Consider the following 12,029-nt stretch of genomic DNA (forward strand, 5'->3'; position numbering starts at 1 on the left):
CCTCCTCTTCCACCACCTCTCCTGCCAGCCAGTAGTAGGCCTTGCCGCGGGGATCTACCCGTTTCTCGTAGAGATCCGTGTACTTGCGCCAGGCCAGGCGGGCCAAGACCATGCCGCGTATTTCAGCCAACCCTAGCGGGGGGACATTGACGTTCAACAGCATCGGCTTCTCTAAAGGCTTCAGGCTCAGCTTCTCTAGCAGCATCAGCACCACCTGGGCCGCCGGCTGAAAATCCTGGTGGGTAAAGCTGGCCAGGCTCACGGCTAGGCTGGGGATCCCTTCCAGCAGCCCTTCCATGGCCGCTGAGACAGTGCCGGAGTAGAGCACATCGGTGCCCAAGTTGGCCCCCTGGTTGATGCCGGAAATCACCCAGTCGGGAGGATGCTGCAGCAGGCCATCCAAACCCAGCTTGACGCAGTCCGAAGGTGTGCCTGAACAGGCCCAAGCTTGCACCTCTGGCGGAAACCCCTCCCGCACCGGCTCTAGCCTTAGAGGTTTGTGCAAGGTTAGGGCATGGCCCGTGGCCGAGCGCTCCCGATCTGGACAGACCACCGTTACCTGGTGCCCGCCTATCTGAGCCAGCGCTGCCGCCAAACACCGCACCCCGGCCGCTTGGATGCCGTCATCGTTGCTGACGAGAATGTTCATCAGTGCCACCCCTCACCCATCCCTGGCCATCCTTCCCTTCGACCAAGCTCGGCTGCCTCCATGATGCCCTCTGCTGCCAAGCCTACAGCCGGCCGGAAGCCAAGACAAAGCCTGAGAAGCGCAGCCTAGCATGTTATCATTGAGTGTAGTCTTACGGACAATATCCGTAGAGGTACGGTGTCGTTCAGTAAATCTTGAGGGTCATTATGAAGCTAAGGTAAAGCTCGTCTTCTTCCTCTTGTGGGGGCTGCCAATGGCGTCTTTGGTGGAGGGAAGAGCCCAATGTAGCCCCTGAGGTTGCTCAATCGACAGGAAGTCTATCCCATGTCCCTAGTTTCCATTGCATCGGCAGCAGAGGCTCAGGAATGGCGGGAACTCCGCCAGTGGGCCGAAGAGCACTACCGCTCTCGTACGTTTCCTAAAGATGTGCGCATTCCAACTCGTCCGGGATTGGTGTACATCCCCCAAGAGGGCGTGGTGCGCCTGGTCAGCCAAACGCCGGAGCGGCGGGAGGTTTTTGTCGGGTTTATCACGCCCGGGGTGCCCTTTGAGCTGAGCAACCCGGAGCGCTTTGAGCTAAAAGCCTGCACCCATGTCGATCGCACGACGGTGATGTGGTTTTACTGGCAGGATTTGGAGCAGTGGCCCTATCTGCACCAGAAAATTCAAGAAAGCTTCCGCCAGCAACTGCAACGCAAGTTGCTCTGGCTGGGCAACTTGGGCCAGCGTCGGGCCATCGACCGCCTGAAGGGCTTTTTGACCTTGTTAATCGACGAGTATGGGCAGCCCTGTGAGCAGGGGATGTACCTCCCCTGGCCCCTCACCCACGCCCAGATCGGGGATGCCATTGGTGCCACCCGCGTGACGGTTACTCGCCTGCTGGGATCCCTGCGCTCGAAGGGGTTTGTGCAGGTGCTGGATCAAAACTTAATCTGCATCCCCAACGGGGTGAAGCTGCAGCCGACGCCAAAAAAGGCGGCCAGCGCCTGACCCTGCGATTTCAGTGCAATTTCAAAGTGCTCTGGTAAGCCGATGGGCCTACAGCTCCACTGTCGTGTTTGGGGAGAAGGGATCCCTTCCCTGCCCATCTTGCTGCTCCACGGCCATCCGGGCAATGCCGACTGCATGGAAGTCTTTGCCGAGGCGGTGGCAGGGATGCACCCCTGTGTGGCGCCGGATCTGCGCGGCTACGGGCGTTCGCAGGTGCGGGATCCCTTTGAGATGTCGGCCCACCTGGAGGACTTGCAGGAGCTGCTGGATCGCCTGGGCTGGCAGGAGTGTCTGCTACTGGGCTGGTCTTTGGGCGGGATCCTAGCCCTAGAGTTGGCTTTGCGCCTACCCCAGCGGGTCAAAGGCTTGATCCTAGTAGCCAGCGCTGCCTGTCCCCGCAGCAACCATCCCCCTACCGATTTTTGGGATCAGCTCAACACCGGCATTGCTTCGCTGCTCAACTGGCTTTGGCCCGGCTGGAGTTGGAACATCAACACCTTTGGCCGCCGCTCTCTCTACCGCTACCTAATCCAGAGACATACCCCGAGAACCTATCGCTACCTGGCCCAGGCAGCTTTGCCGGCTTACCTGCATACCTCTCCTCAGGCTCGCCAAGCCCTACGCGCTGCCCTTCGACAGGGCTACAACCGCGAGGGAGAGCTGCACCGCCTGCACCTACCGGTTTTGATTCTGGCTGCGGAGCAGGATTGCCACATCACTGTTGCCAGCAGCCTAGCCACGGCTCGCCTTCTCCCCCAGTGCACCTGCATTGTCTATCCCAACGTGGCCCACCTCTTTCCCTGGGAGATCCCTGAGCAAGTAGGGCAAGATCTGCGCCGCTGGCTGAGGGCTCAGGATTGGGCCAAGGGAGGCTCTTGCAAAGTCCCCTCAGAGGGCGGGGCGGCCTCCTGAACTTGGGCTAACCTACGCAGCCGAGCAAAGGCCTCTTCCTCCAGGTGGATTTGCTGCTGCTGCTGTTCCTCCGGGGTGCGCAGGCGTTTTCCCAGCGGCTGTTGCAGCGTGCCCAAAAGCAAGGGCTTGGAAACCCCCGGCTCAGGGTGGATGACGGTGCGGGCCTGCAGGGTAAACACCGGCGAACCGGTGGAGAAGCGGCCTGAGGATGCCAGATCGCTAGCCGCCTGCTTGAGCGTGAGGATCAGCTGTTCGGGGGTGATGTCCGGACTGACGGCGATGACCGCCCGCTCCGCCCCTTGGTCGTAAACCGTGGTGTAGGGAGCAGCTCCGGGGATGCGGGAGCGAAAGATCGGCCCCAAACTGAGGGCAAAACAGCCCGCCGTCAAAACCAGCGTAAAGGCCGTGTAGCCCACTAGCGAAAACTTCCAAGGCCAGTTGCGTATCCAGGCCAGCAGAGTGAGCAGCGCCAGGAAGACCGCTACTCCCAGCCCCACCTGGCTGGCAGAGGCGAAGAAAGATTGCAAAGAGCCATCCATCATTCGCAAACTACCTCTTGTTGACCCCAGAACTGCCGGCGGCTATGTGCATTTTAGATCCATTTCTTTATGCTACTAAATCAGCATTGCTGTCAAGAAGGACGCTGAAAAAATGCGAAGAAAACGAACCACGGTACTAGCGAAAGGACTATAATGCCGGCGAAGCGGCTTGAGAGCTGTCGGCATGTCATCTTCAACTCTATCTGAAGGAGCGCATCACAGGCTTGATTCTACGATCCCTCGGTAGCCCTACGGATCGCAAGAGAGTCACTGTTCACCCTTGGCAACCTCACTGCCGGGATCCTCAGCGAATACCACGACGTCATTAGCAGCTCTGTGCTGCTGGAAAAGCTGCAGGCCTTTCGGGTTGTCTACGAAGAGGCTGTTGCCCGCCTACAGAAGCCCTCCTTCCGGATTGCCACCATTGGCACCACCTCTTCGGGTAAATCCACTATTGTGAACGCCCTCATTGGCCGGAAAATCGCGCCTATTGAGGCCCAGGAGATGAGTGCCGGGATCCTGCGGATTAGGCACAGCGAGCGGAGCAGGCTAGTTATCCACAATACCGAAGGAGCTACCTGGGAATGCGGCACGTGGGAAGACCTGAGGGACGAAGAAATCTACAGCCGGCTCAAGCTGACGATGGAGGCCTACCACCAAGAGCGGCGGAAGAAGAGGAAGAAGGAAGATGAAGCCAAGGTGGTTATCCCTCAGATAGACGTTGAGTGTCCGCTCCTTCCTGTCAGGGCTTCTTCTCTGTTAAACCTGCCTGAGGGCTTACAGGTTGAGATTTATGACCTGCCTGGCCTGAACTCAATCCAAGATAGAACAAGCCTCAGGATTATCCAAGAGCATGTCAGCAAGTGTTTTAGCCTTGTTGTACTGGATTACTCTCAGACAGATTGGCAAAGACGAGAAGCTCTCTTGAGAGAGCTAAAGGATGTTGTAGAGTTTCTCCGAGGTCAAACTAGTTTGATGATCTTCTTGCTCAATAGGGTTGACATGCGGAATCAAACCGACAACCCTCTAGAGCAAAGGATCGAGGAGCTGAGGGAGGAAATTCAGGAGATTCTGGCTCTTCCAGAGCCGCCTTGCATCATTCCTCTTTCTGCTATTGCACTCTTTTATGCTCAATGTGCCTGGGGAGCTAACTCTTCTGAAGCGTCGGATGTAGATCCCAGTACCAGGCGGTGGATGGTCAGCTCTCTTTTTAAAGACTGCTATAACTTCATTAAAGCCTCTACGAGAGGTGATAAGGAGCTGAGGTCGTGGCTACTTAACCTCGAGAACAGCATCGAGGAAGGACAGGAAATATCCGAATTTTTTTCTCTGACCAAGCCCATCAGATCCCTGTTGAGCGCCAGGTCCACTGCCTATTGCTCAGCGATATTGCTCTCAAGGGTTGGGCGGTTTCCCTAGCGGCGGAATCCCAGCTTCTGCTTAAACATGGGTACCTTCAAGATGCTGTTGATGTCCTAAACTTCGAGGTCCCTCGTTTCCGGGAACTGAGCGAAAGGTGGTGTGCAGCTCTCTTGCCAGCAGATCGGCCTCAGCTCCGGACGGCCTATACGTACAAGGCTTCTGGCTTCGCTGGCCGCATCTCTAGCGAACGCATCCAGCGCATTGCTCGTCTTTCCCCATTTGATCGAGGGCTTACGCCAGAGCAGGTCTTTCTCAGAGAAAAGAATCTTTCCGTCGAGTTCCAGATGACCTATTTCCAAGAGCTGGACAAATCTTGGTATCTTGCCCAAGCTGCCCTGGCCGAATACTTGGATATCCTCAGCGAGCTCACGGAGCGCCTCGAAGGTCTCCAGTCTTTTGCTCACCTCTGTCGAGAGCTTAACCAGGCGGATCCCTACCGATTGATCCCCTCTGAACCCCCAAGTCTTTATCTACTGGCTGCCGAGTGAGAAGCTTACAGGCCTTAGCCCACCTCGCGGGCGGCCCGGACCAACAGCCCCGCCATGATCAGCCCCGCCAGGATCGAGCTGCCGCCGTAGCTAAACAGGGGCAAGGGCACCCCTGTAGTCGGCAGTAGGCCGCTGACCACGCCGATATTCAGCAGTGCCTGCCCTACCAAAAACATCAGACAGCCGCAGACCACCAGCCGGGCAGGCAGGTCGAGACAGCGCCGCATAACCCGCAAGCTGACCCAGGTGTAGGCGCTCAATAGCCCCAGGAAGAAAAGGGATCCCACCAGGCCAAACTCTTCTGCATACACAGCAAAGATGAAGTCCGTGTACTGGATGGGCAGGTAGAACAGCTTTTGTAGGGAAAGACCATAGCCTTTGCCCCACCAGCCACCTGAGCCAATAGCCAAAAGGCTCTGCACCAACTGGTAGCCGTCCCCCTGAGCATTCCCCCAGGGATCCAAAAAGGCTAAGATGCGCCGCCGCTGGTAGTCTTTGCTGAGAATGCTCACCCCAGCCGCCAAGATCCCCAGTCCCGCGGTAGCCAAGAGGGTAAAAAGGGGGAGCCCAGCCGTCCAGGCCATGACCCAGAGGGTAAGGCCGCAGATGGCGGTGGTACCCAAGTTGGGCTGGATGAGGATCCCCAGCAGCGCCAAAGCAAAGAGCCCGACCCAGACGCCGCGAAACCAGAGGGGATGGTAAAACCAACGGCCAAACACCCAGGATCCCTGCAGCACCAACAGGGGCTTGAGCAATTCCGCAGGCTGAATAATCGGGATCACCTTTAGATCCAGCCAGCGGCTGGCATCCAGGCGGGAAACCCCCAGCCCTGGCACGTGGGTGGCCCAGACCAAGCCAATGCCCAGCAGGCAGAGGATCCCCGCCCAGGGGAACCAGCGCTGCAAGGGGATGCGCACTAGGATGGTGAAGCAGACCAGCCCCAGCCCTGACCAGAGCACCTGGCGCTTAAAGAAATAGAGGCCATCGCCGGTAGTCTGCTGCGCCACCGGGTAGGAGGCGGAAAACAGCATCGCTAGTCCCATCCCCAACCAGACCAGCGTCAGCCAGCGCAGCCAGCGGGCTTCAGCATTCCAGGGATCCCACAAGGGCTTGGCAGCAGGCGCGGAAGTGGTGGCCACGGTGCTCAAAGCTGGAGTACTGGTCAAAGCTGGCACAAGCAGGCGAGAGCAAGACGGTGATGGGCTGGGCCGGATTGTCCAGGGCTTGCGCTAGGGAGCAAGCAGCTACAAAAGCCCTTTCCACCGCCACATCTAGCGTTGGCAGGATCTCGAGGTCAGTATAGCGGATCTCCTGGAGGGCCTGGGCCAGGGCAGGGGCAGCCTCCCCAATGAGCAACACGCGGGCCACCTTAGCCTGAATAAGCCGCAGCCAGGCTGAGGGGTCCCCCTGTTTGGCCCTTCCACCGGCAATGAGGATGATGGGCGGGGAGAGGGCGTTGAGGGCCACCCAGCCGGCCTCGTAGTTGGTGGCTTTGCTGTCGTTGACAAAGCGGATGGGGGTGGATCCCACCTGGATTTGGGCTACCCGCTCCAGGCGATGGGGCATGCCGGCAAAAGAGCGGATGGCTCCTTGAATGGCAGTGTTGGGGATCCCGGCTAGATGAGCAGCCGCTGCTGCCAAGAGCAAGTTCTGCAAGTTGTGTGAGCCAGGGCAGCGCTCAGCAAAGTCCTCCAGCTCCGCCACCGCTTCCCCCTGGATGTACAGCGTGCTCCCTCGCAGGAAGACATCCGCTTGCGGATCCTGCAGCGAGACCCAGTAGGTCTTTTCCCAGTCTCGCCGCCGGCGAAAGAGGTAGGGGTCCTCACCGTTGACCACCCGCCACTGGGCCCGCTCCAGTAGCCGCGCCTTAAAGCTGGCATAGCGCTCCAGCGTGCCGTGCCGCTCTAGGTGATCTGGGGTGAAAGTTGTCCACACCCCAATGCGGGGTGGGCCCCCGGGGGAGCTCTTCATCAGGCGGCTGCTGGCCTCCAGTTGGTAGCTGCTCAGCTCTGCCACGATCCAATCTGGTCGACGCTGCCCTTGCCAGATCTCCAGAGCCACTTGGGACAGGGGCAAGCCAATGTTGCCGCAAGGGATCCCTTCCAGCCCTGCTGCCTTGAACATCTCCGCCACTAGGGCCGTGGTGGTGCTTTTGCCGTTGGTGCCCGTGATCCCCACCCAAGGCAGGTGCTCAAGAAACGGCCAGGCCAGCTCCGCCTCTCCCACCACCTCGATCCCTTGCCGCCGCGCCTCTTGCAGCAGCGGGTGATCCCAGGCAATGCCCGGGCTGACCACCACCTGCTTCACTCCCGGCAGCAGTTGAAAAGGCTGGCCCAAGTGGACAGGGATCCCTTCCCGTTCCAGCTCCGCCTGCCGTTGCCGCAAGAGCTCCGAATCCTGCTCGTCCCAGACCCACACCTCTTTTCCCTGGGCCCGCAGCAGCCGTGCAGCCGACCAACCCGCGATCCCCAGTCCCAAAACCTGATGGCCCACGTCTATCCTCTTGGAACTTTGGCTTGCAGATCTGCATCTTACGGCTTTGGCCGCTCTCTAGAGCGCAGCGCGGGGCCTAGGGATCGGAGCGACAGAGAAAGGAGAGAACCTCGCCCATTAGACGGTTTATGGCTTGGTACTTCTCAGGGGAGGCTGAGAGGATCTCTGCTTCCGACTGCACATAGGTAGATGGCAACAGTTCGTTGCGGCAGTGGGAGACAAGCCCTTGCACCAATTCTGGCGTGGTTTCCAAGTGAAACTGGAGGCCGATCACTGAGCGTCCAAGCTGAAAGGCCTGGTTCTCACAGCCTTCGCTCTTGGCAAGGTGAATTGCACCAGGGGGCAGCTCGAAGGTTTCCCCGTGCCAGTGAAAAACCTCAATCGAGGGCGGGAAGCGAAAGGTTAGCTCATCAGGGGGCTGTACCCCTCGTACCGGCCACCAGCCTATTTCCTTAACACGATTTGGAAACACTCGGCTACCCATTGCGCTGGCAATCAGTTGCGCCCCCAGACAGATGCCCAAAATGGACTTGCCGGCCTCGATGGCATTGCGGATAAACTCCTTCTCCTGACCTAGCCAAGGAAATGCACTTTCGTCATTGGCACTCATGGGGCCACCCATGACGATGAGCATGTCAAATTCATCTAGGCTCGGCAATCTCGTCGATTCAAAAAACCTTGTGCCCGTTACAGGGTATTCCTTGGCTTTGAGCCAGGACTCTATATAGCCCAGACCTTCAAAGGGCACATGTTGTAAGTAATGGACACGCATGCTGATTTCGATGACTAACACCCCAGCATAGCATAGCTCCTGTAACTTCCCTGCTGATCGTAGCATTCCTAAGATATTCATGATAGGAAAATCAAAATTCTGTTCCGTTGTATAAGGAACAAAAAGAATGCACCTGACTGGCCACTCCTCTTCTCTTAACCTCTGGCTCACTTCTTCTAAATACGCCCTAACCTATTTACAGCAACGATAGTCCGCCCCATCCCAAAAAATCGCTATCCTTTGTTCTTTTTTCTCAAGTCTTAAGTACTCTATAAACGCTCTCATGCTTTGAGAATCTGCCTTATTATATACTTGCAACAGAAACTCTCTCTTGTCATAATCTAATGCCCCAAAGTAACTTCGCCTCCCCCTGATATTCTTAATATCGGCCGCAATCTGTTCTCCTTTACCCCCCACCTCTATCCACAAAGGTAACCTCATAGCGGGTGACGCTCATCTACCATAAACACTGTTAGCTCCCCCTTGTCCATCAGGAGCTTCTACTCTTTTGCCTTATGCCGTATCTCTTTTTTTGAGCAACTGCTTCCTCATTCTTCTGGGACTGCCTCTTCTAAACTTTCCTTCAGCTCATCGCAATAGCAGCAGCTTTTTATTCGGGAGAGAGATAGGGCTTTGAGCCTCGATAAGCTAGAGCAAGTCCAGCAGCTCCTTGGTTTGGGAGTATAAGTTCCGGTTGCTGATAAATCTTGATGACACTTGCAACACGTCACAGACCTAGGGGTGAGTATGGCCTTGGAGTGTTGTTTTGACAGCTAAGGCTTGCCCCAGCTCTCGGAGATCGGGGTTGCTGTCTACGAAATCCACGAGCCCCTGCATTAAATCCATCTTGCCCCCGATCACTAATCTGTATTAAGGTTGCTATGTGCTTCTGCAACAGCAGATGAAAACCACTGCTACTGGACTCCGGAGATCGGCTGGTTCTTGAGGGTGTGGCACCGACAAAAAGTAGAAACCACAGCCACCTACTTGCAGTGGTGGACTGCCGACGGGAATTTGCTTCTGGGGGAATTGAACAAGTAGGGCAGGAGCGGCAGTAGCAGCCCTCGCCCAAGTCCGTCAGGAACAGCAGCGCCTAGCCGCAAAGCTTCGGGAGTTGGGTGGCGATGGGAGAGCGCAGGGGTGGTGAAAACAAACGAAGCTGATTGTCTGTGAGGAGTTTTCTCTATGTCAGGAAAAAGAACAGCGCCTAAAAGTGGTGACGAATTAAAGCAGCGAGTTGTTGCTCTGGCACAATCTCTTGGATTGAAGACCAGCACGAAGGCTGTGGGGGCAACAGCGGTATATTGATGTGGTCATTAGCGATGAAAAAAGCGGCAAGCGACTGGGAGTGGAGTGTAAGTTTCAGGCGACGTCAGGCACAGCGGAAGAGAAGATCCCTGCAACCATTCAAGATATGGAGCACTGGCCTATTCCAGGGATCGAGGTAATTGACGGCGAAGGGTTTTCAAAGAACATGCAAGGATAACTGATGTCTACTGAGAAAGTGGTTTGGTTCAGCGATTTAGAAGATTGGTTACGTTTGTATTTTGGATTGTAACATGAGCGATTTGCTTCTTCCGCGACCTTTTCTAAAATGGGCCGGTGGCAAGACACAACTGACAGACGCCCTATTAGAGCGGATGCCGGTCTATTTCAGAACTTACCACGAGCCTTTTGTTGGGAGTGGCGCGCTTTTCTTTCGCCTGTATAGAGAATGCAAAATCAAACAGGCGATCCTTTCCGATATCAACGCTGAGCTGATAGATACTTACCTGGCTATTCGCGATCATGTTTGGGAAGTTATTCAACTACTCTCCGAATTTCCACACAATGAAAGTTTTTATTACCAGATTCGAGAGAAAGATCCTTGGTCAATGGGTCTTGTAGGACGAGCAGCGCGCATGATTTACCTGAACAAGACAGGCTATAATGGTTTGTATCGCGTCAATCGGCAAGGAAAGTTCAATGTTCCTTTTGGGCGATATAAAGCTCCAAAGTATCTAGACAAGGACAATCTTTTAGCTGCATCCCTTGCTCTACAAAATGTTGAAATTTTGTGCGTGCCATTTGATACGGTTGTTGAGAGGGCCAAGCCAGGCGACTGGGTGTATTTCGACCCGCCTTACGTTCCTGTCTCGCAAACATCAAACTTTACCTCCTATCATGCCAGTGGCTTCGGCCTAGAGGATCAAGAGCGATTACGAGACATTTGCATTGACTTAAGCAAGAATAAGGTGTACATCATGCTTTCTAATTCTGACACCGCAATCATTCGCTCTTTGTACGCTATGCCCTTCTTTGCTATTGATGAAGTTCAAGCAAACCGGGCTATCAACTGCAAGGGGACAAAACGAGGCAAAATCACGGAGCTAGTGATCACAAACTACCCTGTTGAAAGAGCGGTGCAGCTAGGCTTACTCGATCAGGGGTTGCCTTATTTGAGGGCCACCCAACACTCGCTTGCGCCTGCTGTCACTCCGCTGCGCTTCGCGGGGCAGGTGAGATCCTGAGGCAGTCGACTAGTAGGTGCGCCCGCGCCAAGAGCGGGGGCGGCTGAGGGCTGACAAGATCACCCGCAGGACAGCCAAGGGATCCGCCAGCGGCGAAGCCCAAAACGTCCAGGGGGGATCCTGATAAGAGCCGCGAATGCCCATCAGCACCCCCAGTCGCAGGGCCAGCAAGCCCAGGTTGAGCCCCAACAACACTTGCTCTGTTAGGGAAAAGGGGAACCCCAGCCCGGCCTTGATCCCCAGCCCCCCCACTGCCAAGAGTGGGATCCCTTGGGTAAGCACCAGCAGGGCCATATCCCCCCACAGTTGGGCCCTGGGGGTGGCGTCTTTCAAATCCAGGGATCGGCCCCACTCCCGCCAAGTTTCGGCCAAAGAGGTGTACATGCGCACCTTGAGCAGGTGCCGACCGTCGCAAAAAGCTACTTTAAAGCCGGCTGCCGCGATCTGCCGCACCAGGGTGACATCGTCGCAAAAGGAGGCCCGCGCCAGGGTATAGCCGTTCATGGCTTCCAGCACCGAGCGGCGCACCAACATACACTGCCCATTGGCCATCGTCCGCTCCGGCAAGTGGGGAGTCTCCCCTGCCGCCCCATAGCGGTAGATCAGGGTTGTCAAAAGAGCTGGCTGCAGCCAGCCTTCCCCCCAGTGCTGCAGGATAAACTGCGGCGCCAGGGTGATGAGATCCAGCTTTTTGGCCTGGGCAGTTTCCAGCAGCCGCTCCACCAGGCCCGGCTGGGGGCGGGTGTCGGCATCAATGCCCAAGATCCACTCAGAGGCGGGATCCGACTGGAGAAATCCATAGTGCAACGCCCAAGGGCGACCGACCCAGCCGCTGGGCAGGGGATCGTCGGTAACGAGGCGAAAGCGGGGATCCCGCGCGGCCATTTGCAGCACTTTTTCGCGGGTGCCATCCTGGGAGCGGCTATCCACCACCAGAACTTCGCGCACAACCGCTCCCTGTTGGTGCAGCCCTTCCAGACAGGGATCCAGGCGCTCGGCCTCGTTGAGGGTGGGCAGCAAGACGCTGACCAGGCCCGTCGGGAAGGGGATCCCCGCTTGGCCAGGGGGCAGAGGGGAAGGGCGCCACAAAGAGGGCAGCAGCCGCGCCAGCAACACCGCCGCCATCGGCATCTGCAGGGCCAACAAACCCAGGGCAGCCGCATCCCCCAACCAATCCGGGATCCCGTGCGTATCCATTAGAGCTACAGCCTGTTAAGGGCTCAAGGGGTACAATAGCAGCACTTAGCAAACCAA

Annotated in this window: 12 protein-coding genes; 6 read left to right on the top strand and 6 right to left on the bottom strand. The window is 56.8% G+C overall.

Going from position 1 to position 12,029, the window contains the following annotated elements; genetic code table 11:
* Positions 1 to 649: 5'/3'-nucleotidase SurE (surE, locus tag NW846_RS11630; RefSeq protein WP_414516096.1), on the bottom strand; the 649-nt coding region annotated here is incomplete at its 3' end.
* Positions 650 to 973: 324 nt separating this feature from the next.
* Here surE and NW846_RS11635 point away from each other — a divergent pair.
* Positions 974 to 1,639, top strand: a complete 666-nt coding sequence (locus tag NW846_RS11635; RefSeq protein ID WP_414347115.1) for a Crp/Fnr family transcriptional regulator — start codon at positions 974 to 976, stop codon at positions 1,637 to 1,639.
* A gap of 42 nt (positions 1,640 to 1,681) precedes the next feature.
* On the top strand, positions 1,682 to 2,551 hold the full coding sequence (locus NW846_RS11640; RefSeq protein ID WP_414347117.1) for an alpha/beta fold hydrolase: 870 nt from the start codon (positions 1,682 to 1,684) through the stop codon (positions 2,549 to 2,551).
* Here the strand turns inward: NW846_RS11640 and NW846_RS11645 are convergent.
* Positions 2,491 to 3,093, bottom strand: a complete 603-nt coding sequence (locus NW846_RS11645; RefSeq protein WP_414347119.1) for a Ycf51 family protein — start codon at positions 3,091 to 3,093, stop codon at positions 2,491 to 2,493. The two genes, NW846_RS11640 and NW846_RS11645, sit on opposite strands and share 61 nt — an antisense overlap.
* A 333-nt stretch (positions 3,094 to 3,426) precedes the next feature.
* Between NW846_RS11645 and NW846_RS11650 the strand changes: the two genes are divergently transcribed.
* Together NW846_RS11650 and NW846_RS11655 are read left to right on the top strand one after the other, a co-directional pair.
* Entirely contained in the window at positions 3,427 to 4,509 is a 1,083-nt protein-coding gene (locus tag NW846_RS11650; protein WP_414347121.1) for a dynamin family protein, read from the top strand.
* 287 nt (positions 4,510 to 4,796) lie between these two features.
* Positions 4,797 to 5,000, top strand: coding sequence for a hypothetical protein (locus NW846_RS11655; RefSeq protein ID WP_414347123.1), 204 nt, complete (start codon positions 4,797 to 4,799; stop codon positions 4,998 to 5,000).
* A 14-nt stretch (positions 5,001 to 5,014) separates the two neighbouring features.
* Here NW846_RS11655 and NW846_RS11660 read toward each other — a convergent pair whose 3' ends face one another.
* The 3 genes from NW846_RS11660 to NW846_RS11670 form a co-directional block, all read right to left on the bottom strand.
* Positions 5,015 to 6,139: an FtsW/RodA/SpoVE family cell cycle protein gene (locus NW846_RS11660; protein ID WP_049749724.1), complete on the bottom strand. Its 1,125-nt coding sequence runs from the start codon at positions 6,137 to 6,139 to the stop codon at positions 5,015 to 5,017.
* Positions 6,084 to 7,493, bottom strand: a complete 1,410-nt coding sequence (murD, locus tag NW846_RS11665) for a UDP-N-acetylmuramoyl-L-alanine--D-glutamate ligase (protein ID WP_414347126.1) — start codon at positions 7,491 to 7,493, stop codon at positions 6,084 to 6,086. The genes NW846_RS11660 and murD overlap by 56 nt, the downstream gene beginning before the upstream one ends.
* 76 nt (positions 7,494 to 7,569) lie before the next feature.
* Positions 7,570 to 8,286, bottom strand: a complete 717-nt coding sequence (locus NW846_RS11670; RefSeq protein ID WP_240527966.1) for a type 1 glutamine amidotransferase — start codon at positions 8,284 to 8,286, stop codon at positions 7,570 to 7,572.
* A 1,261-nt stretch (positions 8,287 to 9,547) separates the two neighbouring features.
* Between NW846_RS11670 and NW846_RS11675 the strand changes: the two genes are divergently transcribed.
* Both NW846_RS11675 and NW846_RS11680 read left to right on the top strand, forming a co-directional pair.
* On the top strand, positions 9,548 to 9,751 hold the full coding sequence (locus NW846_RS11675) for a PD-(D/E)XK nuclease superfamily protein (protein ID WP_346426103.1): 204 nt from the start codon (positions 9,548 to 9,550) through the stop codon (positions 9,749 to 9,751).
* Positions 9,752 to 9,824: 73 nt separating this feature from the next.
* Entirely contained in the window at positions 9,825 to 10,775 is a 951-nt protein-coding gene (locus NW846_RS11680) for a DNA adenine methylase (protein WP_011429841.1), read from the top strand.
* A gap of 9 nt (positions 10,776 to 10,784) precedes the next feature.
* Here NW846_RS11680 and NW846_RS11685 read toward each other — a convergent pair whose 3' ends face one another.
* Positions 10,785 to 11,972, bottom strand: a complete 1,188-nt coding sequence (locus NW846_RS11685; RefSeq protein ID WP_414347129.1) for a glycosyltransferase family 2 protein — start codon at positions 11,970 to 11,972, stop codon at positions 10,785 to 10,787.
* Positions 11,973 to 12,029: the final 57 nt, after the last annotated feature.

The sequence above is a fragment of the Synechococcus sp. W60.3 genome (assembly GCF_047502615.1).
Lineage (GTDB): Bacteria > Cyanobacteriota > Cyanobacteriia > Thermostichales > Thermostichaceae > Thermostichus.